The sequence below is a fragment of the Streptomyces sp. NPDC018947 genome, assembly GCF_044390505.1.
Taxonomy (GTDB): domain Bacteria; phylum Actinomycetota; class Actinomycetes; order Streptomycetales; family Streptomycetaceae; genus Streptomyces.
The window spans coordinates 103,784-121,591 of sequence record NZ_JBIRZD010000004.1 but is presented as its reverse complement, the minus strand read 5'-3'; the positions used below and the strand labels follow the sequence as shown (position 1 = coordinate 121,591).

Annotated in this window: 16 protein-coding genes and 1 tRNA gene; 4 read left to right on the top strand and 13 right to left on the bottom strand. The window is 72.8% G+C overall.

The window, feature by feature from the left end:
• Positions 1-17: 17 nt before the first annotated feature.
• From tmk to ACH499_RS10805, 4 genes are all read left to right on the top strand, one after another.
• Positions 18-3,299: a dTMP kinase gene (gene tmk, locus ACH499_RS10820; RefSeq protein ID WP_399014915.1), complete on the top strand. Its 3,282-nt coding sequence runs from the start codon at positions 18-20 to the stop codon at positions 3,297-3,299.
• Between the two features lie 177 nt (positions 3,300-3,476).
• The gene (locus tag ACH499_RS10815; protein WP_399014913.1) at positions 3,477-4,682 is read left to right on the top strand and encodes a DNA polymerase III subunit delta'; all 1,206 of its coding nucleotides are present in this window, start codon (positions 3,477-3,479) and stop codon (positions 4,680-4,682) included.
• A gap of 94 nt (positions 4,683-4,776) precedes the next feature.
• The gene (locus ACH499_RS10810) at positions 4,777-6,384 is read left to right on the top strand and encodes an alpha/beta hydrolase (RefSeq protein ID WP_399014911.1); all 1,608 of its coding nucleotides are present in this window, start codon (positions 4,777-4,779) and stop codon (positions 6,382-6,384) included.
• Positions 6,385-6,492: 108 nt separating this feature from the next.
• Positions 6,493-6,569: transfer RNA gene (locus tag ACH499_RS10805), tRNA-Thr, on the top strand.
• A gap of 43 nt (positions 6,570-6,612) precedes the next feature.
• Here the strand turns inward: ACH499_RS10805 and ACH499_RS10800 are convergent.
• From ACH499_RS10800 to ACH499_RS10740, 13 genes are all read right to left on the bottom strand, one after another.
• Positions 6,613-8,019: a tyrosine-type recombinase/integrase gene (locus ACH499_RS10800; protein ID WP_399014908.1), complete on the bottom strand. Its 1,407-nt coding sequence runs from the start codon at positions 8,017-8,019 to the stop codon at positions 6,613-6,615.
• Positions 8,020-8,085: 66 nt separating this feature from the next.
• Positions 8,086-8,289: a helix-turn-helix domain-containing protein gene (locus ACH499_RS10795; RefSeq protein ID WP_399014906.1), complete on the bottom strand. Its 204-nt coding sequence runs from the start codon at positions 8,287-8,289 to the stop codon at positions 8,086-8,088.
• Positions 8,290-8,738: 449 nt separating this feature from the next.
• The gene (locus ACH499_RS10790) at positions 8,739-10,217 is read right to left on the bottom strand and encodes an ATP-binding protein (RefSeq protein ID WP_399015164.1); all 1,479 of its coding nucleotides are present in this window, start codon (positions 10,215-10,217) and stop codon (positions 8,739-8,741) included.
• 2 nt (positions 10,218-10,219) lie between these two features.
• Positions 10,220-11,065 (bottom strand): bifunctional DNA primase/polymerase, encoded by an 846-nt coding sequence (locus tag ACH499_RS10785; RefSeq protein WP_399014904.1) that lies wholly within the window; start codon positions 11,063-11,065, stop codon positions 10,220-10,222.
• An 89-nt stretch (positions 11,066-11,154) separates the two neighbouring features.
• Positions 11,155-11,409: a hypothetical protein gene (locus ACH499_RS10780; RefSeq protein WP_399014902.1), complete on the bottom strand. Its 255-nt coding sequence runs from the start codon at positions 11,407-11,409 to the stop codon at positions 11,155-11,157.
• 16 nt (positions 11,410-11,425) lie between these two features.
• Positions 11,426-11,890: a hypothetical protein gene (locus tag ACH499_RS10775; RefSeq protein WP_399014900.1), complete on the bottom strand. Its 465-nt coding sequence runs from the start codon at positions 11,888-11,890 to the stop codon at positions 11,426-11,428.
• Positions 11,891-12,073: 183 nt separating this feature from the next.
• The gene (gene traB, locus ACH499_RS10770) at positions 12,074-14,116 is read right to left on the bottom strand and encodes a plasmid transfer protein TraB (protein WP_399014898.1); all 2,043 of its coding nucleotides are present in this window, start codon (positions 14,114-14,116) and stop codon (positions 12,074-12,076) included.
• Between the two features lie 13 nt (positions 14,117-14,129).
• A complete protein-coding gene (gene traA / locus ACH499_RS10765) occupies positions 14,130-14,663 on the bottom strand; it encodes a plasmid transfer protein TraA (protein WP_399014896.1) in 534 nt (177 codons plus the stop codon).
• An 18-nt stretch (positions 14,664-14,681) separates the two neighbouring features.
• The gene (locus ACH499_RS10760; RefSeq protein WP_399014894.1) at positions 14,682-15,182 is read right to left on the bottom strand and encodes a hypothetical protein; all 501 of its coding nucleotides are present in this window, start codon (positions 15,180-15,182) and stop codon (positions 14,682-14,684) included.
• Positions 15,183-15,211: 29 nt separating this feature from the next.
• Positions 15,212-15,550, bottom strand: coding sequence for an RRQRL motif-containing zinc-binding protein (locus tag ACH499_RS10755; RefSeq protein ID WP_399014892.1), 339 nt, complete (start codon positions 15,548-15,550; stop codon positions 15,212-15,214).
• A complete protein-coding gene (locus ACH499_RS10750) occupies positions 15,550-16,557 on the bottom strand; it encodes a DUF2637 domain-containing protein (RefSeq protein ID WP_399014890.1) in 1,008 nt (335 codons plus the stop codon). Before ACH499_RS10750 ends, ACH499_RS10755 begins: the two co-directional genes overlap by 1 nt.
• Positions 16,554-17,000 carry a Pycsar system effector family protein gene (locus ACH499_RS10745; protein ID WP_399014888.1) on the bottom strand — a complete coding sequence of 149 codons (447 nt, stop codon included), beginning with the start codon at positions 16,998-17,000 and terminating at the stop codon, positions 16,554-16,556. The genes ACH499_RS10750 and ACH499_RS10745 overlap by 4 nt, the downstream gene beginning before the upstream one ends.
• Positions 16,997-17,266: a DUF6284 family protein gene (locus tag ACH499_RS10740; protein WP_399014886.1), complete on the bottom strand. Its 270-nt coding sequence runs from the start codon at positions 17,264-17,266 to the stop codon at positions 16,997-16,999. Before ACH499_RS10740 ends, ACH499_RS10745 begins: the two co-directional genes overlap by 4 nt.
• Positions 17,267-17,808 lie beyond the last annotated feature (542 nt).

Sequence of the window (17,808 nt, the reverse complement as noted above, 5' to 3'; positions counted from 1 at the left end):
CCCGATAGGCTGAACGCATGACGCGAGCCGAGCAGCCAACGGCCCCTCACTCCGCCCCGGACGACGCCCTCGTCGCGGACTCCCGCGAGCGTGCCGTCCGCGCCCTGCTGCGCCGACCGCAGTTGAGGCGCTTGTGGAGCGCTCAGCTCGTGGGGGGTGTCGGCGACACCCTCGCCCTGCTGGTGCTGGTCCTCCTCGCCGTGCAGGCCGCGATCGGCGCGGGCTCCTTCGGCGGGGGTTACCGGGGCGTGGCGTTCGCAGTGGCGACCGTTTTCGGCGTGCGCATCCTGGCGACGCTGCTCTTCGGCGCGGTCCTGCTCGGCCCGCTCACGTCGCTCACCTCGCAGGAGGGTCCGCTCGACCGCCGCTGGACCATGGTCGGCGCCGACGGGCTGCGCGCGGCGCTGCTGATCGTGGCGCCGCTGTGGATCGACTGGACGCCGGACGACGCCCTCGCCGTGCTCCTGGTGACCGTCTTCGTCACCGGCGTCGCCGAGCGGTTCTGGACGGTGTGCCGCGAGAGCGCGGCCCCGGCGCTGCTGCCGGCGCCGCCCCCGGAGGGCGCCACGGTACGTCCGCTGCCGGACCACATGGACGCCCTGCGCCGCCTGACGCTGCGTACGGGCTTCGTCGCGATCCCGCTCGCCGGCATCACCCTCGTCGTCGCCGGGCTGCTGAACAACCTGCTGGGCGCCGGCATCGACTGGTTCGCCGACCACCAGGCGGCCCTCGCCTCGTACGTCGCGGCCGGACTCTTCGCCGCCTCGCTGTCCGTCGTGAGCTTCCTCGAACTGCCCGGGACCCGCACCCCGCGCGCGCGGTCCCCGCTGGAGGGCCTGCGCCGCCCGAGGACGGCCGCCGGCGCCGACAAGGGCCGCACCGGCGCCCTGCCGCTGCTGGTGTTCGCCTGCGCGGCCGTCGCCTGGGCCGTCTCCGCGGCGGTCGCCGTGGCGGTGCTGCACGCCACGGACCTCGACGGCGGGCCGGTGCTGTACGGGCTGATGGTGGGCGCGCTGACCGGCGGTGTGGTCGTCGGCATCCGCACGGCCCCCGCCCTGCTGCCCTCCCTGTCGCGCCGGCGCCTGCTGGCCCTGGCCGTCGCCTTCGTCGGCGTCGGCCTGCTGGCCGCCGGCCTCGTCCCCGACGTCACCACCGTGCTGCTGCTCCTGCTGCTGGCCGGCGTCGGCGCGGGCGTGGCCGCCAACACCGGGCACGCGCTGCTCGACCAGGAGACCGAGGACAACCGCCGGACGCGGACGACCGAGCACCTGCACGCCGTCGTCCGGGTGTACGTGGCGCTCGGCGCGGTCATCGCGCCCGTGGTGGCCGCGGCGATCGGGCCGCACCGGCTGGAGAACGGCAAGTTCGTCTTCGCCCACGGCGGCGCCGCGTTCGTGCTGATGCTGGTCGGCGCGCTGCTGCTGCCGGTGGCCGCGCTGGTGCTGGCCAAGGTCGACGACCGCTCCGGCGTGCCGCTGCGGCACGACCTGCGCGACGCGCTGCTCGGCGGCGACGACCCGGTCCCGACCCCCGCGGCGAACGGTTTCTTCATCGCCCTGGAGGGCGGCGACGGCGCCGGGAAGTCCACCCAGGCGGAGGCCCTCGCCGAGTGGATCCGGGGCAAGGGGCACGAGGTGGTGCTGACGCGCGAGCCGGGCGCGACGCCGGTGGGCAAGCGCCTGCGGTCGATCCTGCTGGACGTGTCGAGCGCCGGGCTGTCGCACCGGGCGGAGGCCCTGCTGTACGCCGCCGACCGCGCCGAGCACGTCGACACGGTGGTCCGGCCCGCGCTGGAGCGGGGCGCCGTGGTCATCTCCGACCGGTACATCGACTCCTCGGTGGCCTACCAGGGCGCCGGGCGCGACCTGTCGCCGACCGAGATCGCCCGCATCAACCGCTGGGCCACGAACGGGCTGGTCCCGCATCTGACGGTCCTGCTGGACGTGCCGCCGGAGACCGCCCGCGAGCGGTTCACCGAGGCGCCGGACCGGCTGGAGTCGGAGCCCGCCGAGTTCCACGCGCGCGTGCGGGCCGGTTTCCTGACGCTGGCCGCCGCCGACCCCGGCCGCTACCTCGTCGTGGACGCGGGCCAGGAGCCCGAGGCCGTCACCACCGTCGTACGCCACCGGCTCGACCAGGTGCTGCCGCTGTCCGAGGCCGAGATCGAGGCCCGGGAGGAGGCGCGCCGCAAGGCCGAGGAGGAGGCCCGGCGCAAGGCCGAGGAAGAGGCCGCCCGCAAGGCCGAGGAGGAGCGCCTGGAGCGCGAGCGCCTCGAACAGATGGAGCGGCTGCGCGCCGAGGAGGAGGAGCGCAAGCGGCGCGAGCTGGAGGAGGCGCAGCGGCGCGAGGCCGAACGGCAGGCCGAGGAGGCCCGGCAGCGGGCCGAGGAGGCGCGCCGCAAGGCCGAGGAGGAGCGGGCCCGGCTCCTCGCCGAGGAGAAGGCCCGTGCCGAGGAGGAGGCCCGCCGCAGGGCCGAGGAGGAACGGCGCCGCAGGGAGGCCGAGGAGGAGGCACGGCTGCGCGCCGAGGCCGAGGCGCTGCGCCTGGAGAAGCAGCGCAAGGCCGAGGAGGCCCTGATGCGGGCCGAGCAGGCACGCCGGGCGGCGGAGGAGGCCGCGGCGGCCGCCGCGGCGGGCCCGAGGCCGACGGCGCCTTCCGCCGCGGACGCTCCCCGTCGTGCCCCGGCCGCACCTGCCAGGGACGCGTCGGACCCCTCGGACGCGCTGACCGTGCCGACCCCGGTCGTGACGCCGGCCGACTCCTCCGACGGGCCGGTGGAGGACACCACGGTCCTGCGACCGGTGCGCGACGACCGGGACGGCGAGCGCGGTCAGGGCGCGCGGAGCACCGGACGCGCCGCCGAGTCCGAGTCCGAGGTGACGACGGAGCTGCCCAAGCCGCCGGAGCCGCAGGGCGCCGCGGACGAGACGGCCGTGCTGCCGGCGGTTCGGCCGGGGGCCGCCGACGAGACGGCCGTACTGCCGCAGGTCCCGGATCCCGAGGAGACGGCCGTGCTGCCGCCCGTGCGCGGGGACGACCCGGCCGACCGGGTTCCGCCGGGATACTTCCGCGAGGAGCGGCCCGCCGAGCCGGAGGACCGCACGCGCGAGCTGCCCCAGATCGACCCCGACCAGGCGCCGCCCCGCAGGCGGCGGTCCGACTGGGCCGAGGAGACCCCGCTGGACGATCTGCCGACCCTGGCGGACGAGCTGCTGGGCCCGCGGGACGAGGAACGCGGGGAGGACGGCTCGGGCCGTGACGGCGAGGGCGGCCGCTGGAGGGGCCGGGGACGGCGCTGAGCGGAGGCGGTGCGCCGAGGCCGGCGGGCCTGCGGCGAACGGGGGCCCATAGCCGCGGGGACCCCCCGGGGCCGCGGGGCACACCGCGGGCCGGCGCCCGTTGTCAGTGGCGCCCCGCACAATGGAGGGCGTCGGACAAAAGGTGCGGCGGAGCGTGACGGAAGGACGGCGTGGCCCATGACCGTGTGGGACGACCTCGTGGGGCAGGAGAAGGTGAGCGACCAGCTCGCCGCCGCCGCGCGGGACGCCGACGCCTTCGTCACCGCCGCCGCGGCCGACGGCCCCCTCCCCGAGACGTCGAGCATGACCCACGCCTGGCTGTTCACCGGCCCGCCCGGCGCGGGAGTGACGCAGACGGCGCGCGCCTTCGCCGCCGCCCTGCAGTGCGTGAGCCCCGACCGCGCCCTCGGCGGCGTACCCGGCTGCGGCTTCTGCGACGGCTGCCACACGGCACTCATCGGCACCCACGCCGACGTCAGCACGGTCGCCGCCGTCGGCTCGCAGATCCTCGTGGACGACATGCGCGACACCGTCCGCAAGTCGTTCACCTCGCCGGCGAACGGCCGCTGGCAGATCATCCTCGTCGAGGACGCCGAGCGGCTGAACGAGAAGTCCGCCAACGCCGTCCTCAAGGCCGTCGAGGAGCCGGCCCCCCGCACGGTGTGGCTGCTGTGCGCCCCGTCCGTCGAGGACGTCCTGCCCACGATCCGCTCCCGCTGCCGCCACCTGAACCTGCGCACGCCGTCCGTCGCGGCCGTCGCCGACATGCTCGTACGCCGTGAGGGCATCGATCCGGAGGTCGCCGCCGCCGTGGCCGGCGCCACCCAGGGCCACGTGGACCGGGCCCGCCGCCTGGCCACCGACCCTGCCGCCCGTGAGCGCCGGGCCGCCGTGCTGAAGCTGCCGTTGCGCGTGGCGGACGTGGGCGGCGCCCTCAAGGCGGCCCAGGAACTGGTCGACGCGGCTGCGGAGGACGCCAAGCAGCTCGCGGAGGACATGGACGCCAAGGAGACCGAGGAGCTGAAGGCGGCGCTCGGCGCGGCCCAGGGAGGCCGGCTGCCGCGCGGCACGGCGGGCGTGATGAAGGACCTGGAGGACAAGCAGAAGCGCCGCAGGACGCGCACCCAGCGCGACAGCCTCGACCTCGCCCTGACCGACCTCACCGCCTTCTACCGGGACGTCCTCGCCCTGCAGCTCGGCTCACGGGTGGCGATCGCCAACGCGGACGCCGGGGACGTCCTGGAGCGACTCGCCCGCGAAGGCACTCCCGAGGCCACCCTTCGCCGCATCGAGGCGATCGCCGCCTGCCGCGACGCCCTCGACCGCAACGTGGCGCCGCTGCTCGCGGTGGAGGCGATGACGATGGCCCTGAGAGCGGGCTGACAGGCAACCCCGACGGCGGTTGACGACGTAACTCGTCCGAGCCACGACGGGCACGCAGCGCATGCGTACGGTTGCTGACAGTTACGCTCGCTGGATGCATACAAGGCGCATCCACCGCAGGACCCGCTCCGCTGCCACGCTGCTCGCCGCCGCACTGCTCGCCACCGCCTGCTCGACCGGGGGCGTGTCGACGTCGGCCGGTTCGACGGCGGCACAGGACGCGGCCGGAGCGACCGAGCCGGCGAAGGAGACCCTGGCGGCGCTCCCCGAGGCGACGCCCTCCGTGCTGGCCCCGTACTACGGGCAGAAGCTGAGCTGGCGCGACTGCGGTGTACCCGGCTTCCAGTGCGCCACCATGAAGGCGCCCCTCGACTACGCGAAGCCGTCCGGCGGGGACGTCGGACTGGCCGTGGCCCGCAAGAAGGCCACCGGCCCCGGCAAGCGGCTGGGCTCGCTGCTGGTGAACCCGGGCGGCCCGGGCGGCTCGGCGATCGGCTACCTCCAGCAGTACGCCGGCATCGGCTACCCGGCCCAGGTCCGCGCCCGGTACGACATGGTGGCCGTCGACCCCCGGGGTGTGGCCCGCAGCGAGCCCGTCGAGTGCCTGGACGGGCGCGAGATGGACGCGTACACGCAGACCGACACCACCCCGGACGACGCCCGGGAGACCGACGGGCTGGTCGACGCGTACAAGGAATTCGCCGAGGGCTGCGGGGCGGACGCGCCGAAGCTGCTGCGCCATGTCTCGACCGTCGAGGCGGCGCGGGACATGGACATCCTGCGGGCGGTACTGGGTGACGAGAAGCTGACGTACGTGGGGGCGTCGTACGGCACCTTCCTCGGCGCGACGTACGCGGGCCTCTTCCCCGGCCGCGTGGGCCGGCTGGTCCTGGACGGCGCGATGGACCCGTCCCTGCCCGCACGGCGGCTGAACCTGGAGCAGACGGCCGGCTTCGAGACGGCGTTCCAGTCCTTCGCCGAGGACTGCGTGAGCCGGCCGGACTGCCCGCTCGGCGGCAAGGGCACCCCTCCCGAGCAGGTCGGCAAGAACCTGAAGGCCTTCTTCGATGACCTGGACGCCCGGCCCGTCCCCACCGGCGACGCCGACGGGCGCAAGCTCACCGAGTCCCTCGCCACCACCGGCGTGATCGCGGCGATGTACGACGAGGGGGCCTGGCAGCAACTGCGCGAGTCGCTGGCCTCGGCGATGAAGGAGAACGACGGGGCGGGCCTGCTGGTGCTGTCCGACAGCTACTACGAGCGCGAGGCCGGCGGCCGCTACAGCAACCTGATGTTCGCCAACGCGGCGGTGAACTGCCTCGACCTCCCGCCCGCCTTCTCCTCCCCGGACGAGGTCCGTGAGGCCCTGCCCGCATTCGAGAAGGCGTCCCCGGTCTTCGGCGAGGGCCTGGCCTGGGCCTCCCTGAACTGTGCCTACTGGCCCGTGCACCCGACGGGCGAGCCGCACCGCATCGAGGCCGCGGGAGCCTCGCCGATCGTCGTGGTCGGCACCACCCGCGACCCGGCCACCCCCTACCGCTGGGCCGAGGCCCTGGCCGGCCAGCTCTCCTCCGGTCGCCTCCTCACCTACGAGGGCGACGGCCACACCGCCTACGGCCGCGGCAGCGCGTGCATCGACGCGGCGATCAACGCCTACCTGCTGCGCGGCACCCCGCCGGCGGACGGCAAGCGCTGCTCCTAGCCCCCTCGCCCCGCCCCGGAACCCCCACCTCCGGGGCGGGTACGAAGCACCCCCGGAAACTGTGTAGACTTACCGACGTTGCTGATCGCACCATGGTGCGCACGGCGCGCCGCCTTAGCTCAGATGGCCAGAGCAACGCACTCGTAATGCGTAGGTCTCGGGTTCGAATCCCGAAGGCGGCTCCATTGAAAGCCCAGCCCAGACATCGTCTGAGCTGGGCTTTTTCGTTCAGCGAATGCGGCGCCGACGCCGGGCGCGTTCCGCACGGGTGTCGGCGGTCTCACTTCTGGTCTCAGTGGGGCCAGGATCCGGGGCCGATGGAGGCGCCGGCGGCGGTACGAAGAACTCGCCCATCCGCCGCATGGCGTCCTTGGACAGGTGGGACCGTCCCTTGACGTAGCGCCGGGTCTGACTGATCTGCGTGTGCCGCAAGATCTCCATGATCGTGGGCATGTCGACGCCCAACTCGTTCAGGATCGTGCCGGCGGTGTGGCGGCTCCCGTCGTACAGGCGGCGGTCCTCGATCCCTGCCTCCTTGAGCAGCTCCTTGAACTCCTCGTAGTCGACGCGCGGGTCCAGCGGCCGGCCGTCCGGCCGCGCGAACACGACATCGTGCTCCTGCCACAGCTCCCCGGCAGCTTCCCGCATCGCTTCCTGCTGAGTCTTGTGGTCGAGCAGGAAGGGAACGAAGACGGGCGGGATCGGCACGGCGTTCCGGCTCTTCTTGGTCTTGGGCCGGGTGAAGGTGAGCCCGCCGTCCTTGCGTTCCGGGCAGGCGCTCGCGTGCTTGGTGCAGGTCTTTGTGCACGGCTTCGGACAGCCGCGCTTGTACCCCTTGTGCGTGGTGCAGTCCGGCGGGCAGGGCTCGAAACGATGCAGACGCCCTCCACAGGCGTGTGGATCGGCGCAGCCGTGCCGCCACGTGAGCCGCTGAAGCTGCCACTCGGGGCGGAACAGCTCCGCTTCCAGGTCGACGTACGACCAGCGCAGCCCGAGCGTCTCGCCCTGCCGGAACCCCATGCCCACACCGACGATCCACCGCATGAAGGTGGGCCGCTTCGCCGCGGCTTCGAGGAACGCTTTCGCCTCCTCCTTCGTGAAGGGGTTGGCCTCGGTCTCGTCAATGCTCGGCGGGTCCACGAGCGTGGCGACGTTCTCACCGACGATGCGCCGGCGGTGGGCAATCTTCAACGCGCGGGACAGGATGCGGTGCACCTTCACAACGTGGGAAGGAGCGTGACCGGCTTCGAGCATGGCCCGGTACATCCGCTCCAGGTGCTCGGGCTGCAACTTGTCGATGCGGTGCTTGCCGACACCAGGGATGATGTCGTTCCGGGTCTTCGACCAGTAGTCATCGAGCGAGCGCGGCTTGAGCTTCAGGCTCGCAATGTCGGTCAGGTAAGTCTCCATCCACGCGGCAACGGTCGGCTTGCGGCCTGCGGCGGGCGCGCGCCCCTGGTCCCGCTGGCGTTCCAGTTCCTTCACCTTGCGCTTGATCTCGGCTTCGGTGCGGGCCCGCCGGTGACGTCGGTCGGGGCCGCCGTCGCTCTTCACGCCCATCGTCACGCGGCCGTGCCACCAGCCATCGGCACCGAAGTAGATGGACGACTCCATGTTGGGCTTGCGGGGGCTCATGTGCTCCTCCATGCGGGAGGCACCCCGAGCGGAATGCTCGGGGTGCCTCGGTGACGTGCTTCGGGGTCAGTTGGGCAGCGGGGCGAGATTGGCTACGTACGCTTCGAGGTCGGCACGCCGAATCCGACGCGTGCGGCCCAACTTGATGTACTTGAGGGCGCCTTGGGCCATCAGCTCATAGACAGTGGAACGGCCGATGGCAAGTGCTTCGGCGGCCTCTTCCGGCTTGTAAAGGAGCCGGTCGACGGGAGCGGTGATCGCGGTGCTCATCCGGGTGTCTCCTCAAGGCTTGGGCACTGTCTGGGCTTGCGTCTGTCCGAGGTGCGGATTTCTGCGTCACCTGCGTCATGTGCGTCACCCGTCGACCTGACCTGCGGCTTTGAGGTGACGCAGCTCGGTCGGGGTGCGTCACCGGTGACACAGACCTGCGTCATGGGGTGACGCAGGTGACGCGGGGTGACGCAGGATTCGGCTGTCTGCGTCACCCGTCTTTGGGCAGGTCACCGGCCGTTTTCGGGGTGCGGGTGACGCAGGTGACGTAGCGTCTCTCTACTTAGGACAAAGAGGGGCTGTCTGTTGTGGTGCGCGGCTCAGAGAGCAAAGAAGGAGCCGCTTCGCGGCGCGACCCTTGCAGGGCGGCGCCGCCGCCGAACAGCAAGAGGAGCACGCGTGGCCGGGTGCTCCTCTTGCTTGTCCGGGCCCGGTGGGGTGCCGGGCGGTCAGAAGGCCGCTTCCTGCTCCGGTGAGGGCGGCGCGGCGGCCGGTCGGGCGATCTCGATGTAGCGGGATGTGTTGGTGCGGCCCCAGTCGATGAGGACGCCTCGGGCGGCGAGGGTGGGTTGTAGGCGCTTGAGGCGGTCGGAGAGCACCTTGCCGGTGGTCGGCCAGCCTTTGGGTAGGGGGCGGAAGTCCTCGCCTGTGTAGAGGCTGGTGAGGCAGTGCAGCCATTCGGCCGAGGTCATCCGTTGCTCGGTGCCCGGGTCGATGCCGGCGGCGTGCTTGAGCACGGTCTGCGCCAACAGGTCGCCCTCGATGACGTCGTCGTTGAGGTCGTCCAGGCTGGCCCGGTAGGCGGCGAGAGCTCCCAGACCGGTGGCCGCGTCGAGCTGCGCGCACAGGTGCGCGAAGTCGGCCATCCGCAGGTCGGTCGGGATGTCCGCCTCAGCCGCCCGCACCTGCACGGTCAGGTCCAGGAGCGAGCCGAGGATGACGGGCAGCACCTCGGCGAAGTCCGACCACAGCTCCGCCTCGGTGCGCCGCACCCGCGGGCGTTCCAGCCGGAGCGGCAGCAGCCGCTCGGCGAGGTCAGGCCGGATCACGCCGACGTCGATGCCGGTCAGGAGCAGGGGGCGGCGGTAGCCGATGCGGAAGACGTCCCCGTCGGTGAACAGGGCGCGCTTGACGTCCTCGGCGCCGGTGACGATGCGGCACATGGCGTCGGAGAGGTCTGGGGTCATGTGGGAGAGGTTGTCCAGGGCGGTGACCCATCCGGCCGCCACCGCCGTGGTCAGGTTCTCCTCGTCCTTGGGGGCTCGGCGCAGGTCGCCGCTCATGCCCTCGATGATCCGCACGAGCATCCGGCCGCCGGTGGACTTGCCGGCGCCCTGCGGTCCGGTGAGGAACGGTGCCGGGACGGGCACGGATGGTGCGAGGCAGCCGATGAGCCAGGCGATGGCCAGGCACTCGGTCTCGGCGGTGGCGAAGTTGCACAGCCGCATCAGCAGGTCGATGCCCTTGCCGTCGGTGTCCCGGGCCGGCAGGGGCAGCTCTCCCGTGAGCTGGGTGCGCCGCCAGGAGACTTCCTGCGGGTCCGGGGTGCGGATGTCCCAGCCGGTGGGGTGGATACGCACGGACTGCCCATCGCTGCGTCCCAAGTCCAGCCAGGTCGCCCCGTCGTACCCGGGGGCGACGCGGATGTGCACGGGCTGGACGTCCTCGGTCAGCGCCAGCGCTTCGATCAGGTCGAGGGCTTCTTTCATGGCGGTGCCGTTGAACACGCCGATGCCGTCGCGGAAGAGTCCGACCATGAGTTCCTGCCGGTGGCTTCCGGTCGTGCCCTGGGAGCGGATCGGGCGGGCCACGGGGTGGCCGTTGCGCTGCGCGTACACGGTCCCGTCGGCGGTGCGGAAGTACCGGAAGTGCGCCTGCGCGTAGTCGGTGATGATCTCGCGGGCGGGAGTCTTCTCGTCCTCGGACATGGTCACAGTCCCAACGTGGTGCGGGCGTTGGTCCACGCGTCCGCGCAGTGCCGGGTCGTCTCGCCCTTGCTCTGCGCGGCGGCGAACAGCCGATTGACGTGGGTGTCGGTGAGGCAGCCGCACCGGCCGTGCCGGGACAGCACCGCAAGGAACGTCCGGTACACGGTCGCGTGGACCGCGCTGGACGCCTCGGTGATGCGCTGCTCCGCCATGGCGATGCCACGGGCGAGGTAGGCGGGCGTGCGGTGCGGGCACTCCCCGCCCCCGACACCGGCCAACCCGGCGACGGCCACCGGGCGGACCATGGGCGACTCCTTCACGGCCAGCGCGCGCACGGCGTCCGGCAGGTCGGCCATCGGGCCGGTGCCGGGCCCGAGGTAGCGGGCGTAGGCCATGGTCGACTTGATGTCCACGCCGGGGCGCACCGCGTTCCGTGACGCCATGGCGCCCCAGTAGATCCAGTGCTCCCCGCGCGTCGTCGGCACCGTCCGTGTGGCGGGCAGGGTGGTACGGGCCCAGGCGATGGCGTCAGCGTCGTCCAGGTCGACCACGGTCAGCCCAGCGCCGCCGGGGTGGTAGCCCACGCCCGCCGCCCGCCGCCACGCCGCTTCCCACGAGGGCGAGACGATGACGGCCGGCTCGGTGGTGGCGGCGGCCCAGGCGTGGCAGACGCCGGGACAGCGGCATGGGCCCGGGGTCTTCATGTTCGGCCGGCCGCCGCACGCGTTGTCCGCGCACGCGGGGCAGTTGCCGAACGGCACCTTGCCCCGGCGCAGGGGCAGCACCGGGACGCCAGACGCGGCGAGACTCAGCGCCGTGTGCTGCGGATAGAGCGTGGGTTGCGTCATGCTGGGGTATCTCCAGTTCCTTGATGGGTTCTGGCTGACAAGGGCGGCCCCGGTGTTCTTGGCGGAATGGGGGGCCGCCCTTGGCGTCCCTAGAAGGGCGGTTCGTCGCTGTAGCCGGTCGGGGTGCGGCGCGGCCAGCGCGGCAGGGGCAGCAGGATCACGGCCCACTGCGTCCAGCAGGGGCACGGCTCCCACTCGGTGCCCGCGTACTCGCCGGTGTGGTCGCCGTAGTCGTGCGCGGTGCCGCCATCGCCCTGGCAGGCGGGGCAGTCGGGGCGGGGGGTGTCGGCCAAGGTCAGGGCCCGGCGGGGGCAGTGAGTGACCTTGAAGCGGAGTCGGATCACGGGGTTGGTCTCCTTGTCATCCGTGGAAGTGGTTGCGCTTGAACACGGCCCTGCGGATGTTCACCGTGGTCCCGCCCCTGTGGCCGCTCGCGCTGAGCACCTGGACGGCGATCCAGCCGCCGAAGATGACGGCGGCGAGGATGATGAGCTGCGTGATGAACGCGGTCAGGGCGGCGATGAACGAGGTGAGCAGCAGCAGCCCGCCACACACCGCGAGGAAGCCGACCCCGCCAAGGGCGGCGTTCACCGCCGTCCGCGAGACGGCCGACGGGGCCGTGACCGGCTCGGGGCGGGTGGGGTCGATGGCGTAGCCGGTGACGACGCGGCCGTCGGGCAGGACGATGCTCGCCACCGCCGGAACGCTGCTCGGCTGCACCGGCACGAGCGGCGCCGGGACGGTGGCGGCGGGCGGCAGCGGGGTCGGCTGGTGCACCTCTACAGCCCGCTGTGCGGGCACGCGCGGAGTGTGCTCGGGGTACATGTGGATTCCCTTCCGGGCGTGGGTCAGGGAGGCAGCAACGCCCCGGCCGGGGCGCTGCGAGGGGGTGTGACGGGCGGCTGTGATGGCGGGTGTGACGGGGGTGTGACGGGGCGCTGTGAGGGCGCGTCACACCCGTGTCTGCCTAGGGGTTTGGGTGTGACGCGTCCGTCACATGTGACGTGGTCAGGCGGCGGCCATGGCGGGGACGATGCGCCACCGGCCGGTGGTGTTCGTCGCCTGCAAGCGGCCCTCCTGCGCTGCTTCCTTGAGCCGCTTGGAGACCCAGGACCGGCCCAGGTTGTGGCGGTCGCACCAGTCGGTGAAGTCCTTCGGGCCGACGATCATCTGCCCGTTGTGCTCGAACTCCTCCAGCGCGGCGGCGAACAGCTCCCGCGCCTCCTCGGGGGTGGGCTTGCGGCCGGTCTCCTGTCCGAAGATCGGGGCGTCGTCGCCTTCCTCGGCCCCGGGCAGGTCCGCCTCGGGGTCGATGCCGGCGTCCTCGGGGTCGACCAGCAGCCCGCCGTGGTTCATGTCGTCCTCCTCGGTGACGGCCCGCAGCGGCATCGGCTGCGCGCCGTCGGGGGTGCGGCCGGTGTAGGCGGTTCCGGCGACGCCCACGGCGGCCCCGGAGGTGACGGGGTCGGCGGTGGCGCCGTTGCGCTGTGCCCAGGTGGCCAGCAGCTCCATGACCGGGACGGCCCGGTGGGTGAAGCGGCGGGTGCGGCCCGGGGACGGGTAGCGGTCCTCCGGAATCCCGGGGGAGACGACGTAGCAGTATCCGGGCCTGCGGTTGCCCCATGCCCCGGGGTGGGCGCCCGCGGCCAGCACCTCGTCGGGCAGGCAGAACCCCTCGTCGCGCGGGTCGCAGCCGAGCGCGATCACGGACGGCAGGGACGCGCGGGTGGAGGTGGACATCTGGTCGTACGAGGGGCGCTGGAGCGACACGATCAGCGAGATCCCGGCGGACCTGGCTTCCTGCGCGATGCCGGTGAACGCGTCGTCGCCGAGCGCGCGCAGGGTGTTGGCGGCTTCCTCGAACCAGGTGACCAGGAACGGCATCCCTGGGCAGTTGCACGCCCGGCCGTCCGTCCGGCAGGTGTGCTCCGGGTCGTTCTGCGGCTGGGCTGCGGCGGGGGCCCACTGCCGGTAGCCGTGCGCCCCGAGCCAGCGGGTGCGGGCGGGGATGACGTCCTGGACGGCGGCCACCATGACTTCCGTGTCCGCGCCGCCCTCCGCAGCCCAGTCCAGGCCCGGCCGCAGCGGGGCGAAGTCCTGGAACGCCTTGGGGTCGGAGAACCAGATGACCACGTCCCGCCGGGACAGGATCTCGGTCAGCAGGTTCAGGGCGGTGTCGCCCTTGCCGGAGCCGGTGCCGCCGGCGATGAGCACGTGGGTGGAGTTGCGGCCCGCATCCGGGTCGCCGGGCAGCCACATGACCAGCGGGGCACCGTCGTCGTAGCGGCCGATGACCAGCGGCTCAGCGATCGACCCGCCCAGGTTGGACGGGCCCTCCCACTCGACCGTTTCGGCGAGCATGTCTTCCGGGACGATGACCAGGTCCCCGCGCCGGTTCGAGTCCGGATCGGGGGTGTAGCGCACGGCGGAAGTCGGCAGGTCCAGCGCGGAAGCGAGATTGCCGAGCGCCTTGGCCATGTCGTCGTTGGTCTGCTCACCCGGGGCGAGCGCGACCGGCGCGGTGACCCGGTTCGGCTCCACCTTCGCCGCCCCGATCTGCGCCCGCGCGAGCCCGACTTTCTCCAACAGGCCCTTGTCGCCGCTTTCGCCGGTGGCGTCGTTGCGGCGCATGACCATCCGCACGTTCCACGACAGGGCCAGCGCCGGCCCGCCCATCAGGTACAGGTCATCGACCGGCCCCGCGGTGGGCCCGGCCAGACAGGCGGCGGTCACCCACGCGGAGCCGGCGGCCACGGTGATGGCGGAGTGGAGACGCCGCTGAGAGCTGGTCGACTTCCCGGCCCACCAGGTGACGCCGGTCAAAGCGACCGAGGCGAGGGTGAGGCCGACGCCGGCCGCGGAACTGTCGGACCACCGCCAGTTCCCCAGCGCCCCCGCCAGCCCCGCGCCGCCGACGGCCAGCCACGGGGGAAGGTGCGGCTTGGCCCGGTTGAGCAGGTACGCCCGGACGGAGCCGCCCGTGGCGTTCATGTCCTCGGGGACGGCGAGCGGGTACGCCCGGCTGTCCTGATGGGTCCATTTGCGTGCCATGGTCGTACCTCCCTTACTGCTGGGCCCAGTTCATGACGGGCTGCTGGGGCTTGCGGGCGCGGTGGCGCACCCGGTTGATCTCTTCTTCGTATTCCTGCTGGAACACCGCGTAGCAGGCGGCGGCGTTCTTCGCGGCGTCGCGCAGGGCGTCCGCGGAGCGCTGCATCTTGCGCGCCACCTTCGCTGCCCGCACCCGCGAGCCGAACGCCCGCCCGTCCGGGTCGGGCACCGCGGCGAGGACGCCCTTGAGGATCTCGGCGCCCATCGCCACCTCGATCGAGAGGGTGACGGCGGCGGCCCGCAGGGTGTTGCAGTAGTTCCGCACCTGCGCCGGGGAGGTGAACTCCGGTGCCGGCAGCAGGGACTCGGCGTGCGAGCGGCCACCGCCGCCGTGGGCGGTGCCCTTGTTGTTGTTCACGGTGACGTTGACCGGGGGGACGAACGAGCCGCCCAGGGCGCCGACGAAACCGCCCGCGGCGGCGCCGGCGTTGGCGAACTTGTTGCCCTTGTCGGCACCCGCGGTGCCGTTACGCGTAGGGGCTGCCATCACAGGTCTCCTCGCAGGTCAGTGGGTGCGGCGGACGATGAGCCAGGCGGACTGAGCGGTGATCAGGGTGAGCAGCCACCACAGCTCCAGCGCCCCGGCGAGCGGCCCGAACCCGGCCGCGACGGCGAGCCAGGCGAGCGCGGACGACGTGAGCGCGGCCAGCCCGATTCGCCAGGCCAGGACGGAGCCGGTGGCGGGGCGACGGCGCTGCATGACCAACAGCCAGACCAGCGGGCCGGCCGCGGTGGGGGCGAGCAGCAGACCGGACCACCACGCGATCAGATGCAGCAGCGCGGCCACCACCAAGGCCAGCACCGCGAGCCCGGTCGGGGCGAGCGCGCGGCGGGAGCGCCACAGCCATCCACCGACCACGCCGAGCGCTTCGCGGGTCAGGGAGGGGCGTTCGGGCACGACGACGACGAACGGCTGAGCGCCGCGGCGGCCACGCTGGCGGGGGATACGGACGGTGTGGACCCCGGCGGCCGTCTTGGCGCCGCGGGCACGGGTACGACTGGACACAGCGAACTCCAGGAAAGTCGGTGGGAGGTTCAGGCGGCGCGCTGTTCGTCGGGGAAGGCACACGGGGTGCACATGCCGAGCGAGGGCGGGATGACGTATCCGGCATCCCGCCGGCACTCGGGGCAGATACGGCGGGCGGTGTTGGCCTTGGCCAGCGCCGCCCACTTGGCCGGGGTCATCGGCCGCACCGGCTTCGCCGCGTCGACGCGGTAGAGGTAGGCGACTAGCGGGCCGCGGCGGCGCCGCGGGCGCTCGATCTGTGCGGCCACGTCCTGCCCGCCGGGCCGCAGCCCGAGGGCGCGGAGCTGGCGGCGGGTGGCCAGCCCGTCAGGGGCGAGCCGCCACCGGTAGACCGGAACGGCGCTCATCACTGGCTCGCAATGGCCAGCTCAGCACCGCGGGTGCTGGGGTCGCGGTGCTCGGCGTAGCGGGTGGACACCCACCCCACCGACCAGCCGCACAGCTCGGCCGTCGACCGCACCGACAGCCCGGCATCGAACGCGGCGGCAACGATCTGGCGGGCCTCGTCCTCGGGCAGCTTGCCGTTGGCCGGGCCGCGCGCCAGCAGCGCGGCCCGTTCACGCTCGGCCTGCTCCTCGCGCTCCTGCTGTTCACGGCGTTCACGCGCTTGCCGCTCGGCGTGCTCGCGGGCACGGCGTGCGGTGGCTTCCCGCTCGGCCCGTTCACGCTCCTGCTCACGCTGTTCACGCTCGCGTTCACGGCGTTCACGCTCGGCCCGCTCCGCAGCCTCCGCGCGCTCCCGGGCTTCGCGCTCCTCGCGCCAGCGACGCTCCTCCCGCTCGGCCTGCTCACGGGCGAGCGCGGCCTCGTGTTCACGCCGTTCACGCTCCAACTGCGCGGCGTGCTCGCGCTCCTCGCGGGCCTGCCGGCGGGCGGCTTCCTCCCGCTCCCGCGCCGCCCGCTCGCGCCGCTCCCGCTCGACCCGCTGCTGCTCCTCCAGCGCGGCCACGGCGGCGGCGATGGCACGGCGGTAGGCGAGGCTGGTCTCCGCAGTGACGATCAGCAGCAGCGGCGCCACCGCGTGGACCGCCACGCCGACCAGGTCTTTCTTCAGTGCGGAGTCCGCGGTGTTGAGGGCGAGCGTCATCAGCCCGGTCATCCAGCGCAGGGTGATGGGCCAGCGTCCACCGTGCCCGCCCAGACGGGCCAGCACGTCATCCAGCTTGACCACGATCACGACCGCGGCGTCCACCACCAGGGGCAGGATCGGCGCCGTCCAGTCCCACTCCTCAGCCGTGTGCGCCGCCATCAACGGCGTCACGGTCAGGATGGAATAGAGCATCGCCCCGCACACGATCAGCCACGTGCCGCCCGACAGCGCGCGCTCCGCTGAACGCGTCTGAACACTGTTCACGCCACACCCCCGACGGTGAGCAGCGAGGCGAGGATGATCAGCGCGCCACCGGTCATGGTCAGGTCGACCGCGCGCCGCAGGCACGTGAACTTGGCGACCGCCAGCCGGGACAGCCCGGCGATGTCGGCAGCCAGATCCGAGGTGACGGCAGCGGCGATCTGCTCGGCGGTGAGGGCGGCCCACAGGGGGAAGCCGTGCCGGCCGCCCAGGCTCGGGCGCACCGACCGCAGCAGCAGACCGGCCGCACATACCAGCAGCGCCAGACCCATGGCGCCCGCGACGATGGCGGGGACGTTCAGGGACAGGTCGCGGGCGACCGTCCAGCTTCCGGCGAGCACCGCGCCGACGAACGCCAGCAGCAACGCCGTCTTCGTGTCCGTCCGCGCAATCTCCGCCTTCACCTCAGCGTGCGCGGCGGCCAAGGGGTGGTCGGTGGCGCTCAAGCGACACCCCCGGAGAGGTTCGCGCCGGCCGCGGAGTTGAGGAGCGCGACGCGGGCGGCCAGCGCGCGGCGGCGGGCCCGACGGATACGGCGGACGTCCAGCTCGGTCGGCGTGCGGTCCAGCGTGACGATCTGCGCGTCCAGCAGCTCAACGTCCGCCAGGATGACGGGCATCTCCCGCTCGATCGCGTCCAGCTCCGCGGCCGTCGGCTCCATGAAGTCGGCGAACGCGGTAACAGCGTCCTGAACAGTGACGATGTGGTCCATTGGGTCGTGGTCCTCTCACAGGTGGGAACGGCCCAAACGCGGCCCCCGGGTGGCACCCCGGGGGCCGCTTGCCGTTGGAGTCGGTTTCCGGCTCCCCGCACCCCCGCCCGTACGTCCTCGCGCAGTGCGCGGAACGGACGGGCGGAAGAGGCAGCCGGCCGCAGCGTCAGCGCTGCGAGATCGAAGAAGGACCGGGTACGCCTTCCAGGCGACGCCGACTGGTCCGAAACGGCGGCGCACAGGGTCTTCGTCGGTACATCAAGGTTCCTTTCGGTGAGATCAACAGCGATGAAGCACTGCAAGGGGGATCGCGTCCCCACTCTCCGGCCGTTGCTCGCGGTCACCGGGCCACCTCGCCAGTACGGGCCGAAACCCTGTTCCACCTGGCCTTTAGCGGGATTGCAGCGTCCCCGCCCCGTGCGTCTGCGCAGCCCAAAGAGGAGCTGCTGAGCCACGCTGTCCTAGGACTGCGAGGCCGCCTGCCAGAACAATGGCTGACAGTCCCAGGACTGTGTTTCACTGGTTGATGTCGACGGGAGGTT

Excerpts from the sequence above, each read along its gene's own strand:
- tmk (WP_399014915.1), top strand. The coding sequence starts at position 18 with ATGACGCGAGCCGAGCAGCCAACGGCCCCTCACTCCGCCCCGGACGAC.
- ACH499_RS10815 (WP_399014913.1), top strand. The coding sequence starts at position 3,477 with ATGACCGTGTGGGACGACCTCGTGGGGCAGGAGAAGGTGAGCGACCAG.
- ACH499_RS10810 (WP_399014911.1), top strand. The coding sequence starts at position 4,777 with ATGCATACAAGGCGCATCCACCGCAGGACCCGCTCCGCTGCCACGCTG.
- ACH499_RS10800 (WP_399014908.1), bottom strand. The coding sequence starts at position 8,019 with ATGAGCCCCCGCAAGCCCAACATGGAGTCGTCCATCTACTTCGGTGCC.
- ACH499_RS10795 (WP_399014906.1), bottom strand. The coding sequence starts at position 8,289 with ATGAGCACCGCGATCACCGCTCCCGTCGACCGGCTCCTTTACAAGCCG.
- ACH499_RS10790 (WP_399015164.1), bottom strand. The coding sequence starts at position 10,217 with ATGTCCGAGGACGAGAAGACTCCCGCCCGCGAGATCATCACCGACTAC.
- ACH499_RS10785 (WP_399014904.1), bottom strand. The coding sequence starts at position 11,065 with ATGACGCAACCCACGCTCTATCCGCAGCACACGGCGCTGAGTCTCGCC.
- ACH499_RS10775 (WP_399014900.1), bottom strand. The coding sequence starts at position 11,890 with ATGTACCCCGAGCACACTCCGCGCGTGCCCGCACAGCGGGCTGTAGAG.
- traB (WP_399014898.1), bottom strand. The coding sequence starts at position 14,116 with ATGGCACGCAAATGGACCCATCAGGACAGCCGGGCGTACCCGCTCGCC.
- traA (WP_399014896.1), bottom strand. The coding sequence starts at position 14,663 with ATGGCAGCCCCTACGCGTAACGGCACCGCGGGTGCCGACAAGGGCAAC.
- ACH499_RS10755 (WP_399014892.1), bottom strand. The coding sequence starts at position 15,550 with ATGAGCGCCGTTCCGGTCTACCGGTGGCGGCTCGCCCCTGACGGGCTG.
- ACH499_RS10740 (WP_399014886.1), bottom strand. The coding sequence starts at position 17,266 with ATGGACCACATCGTCACTGTTCAGGACGCTGTTACCGCGTTCGCCGAC.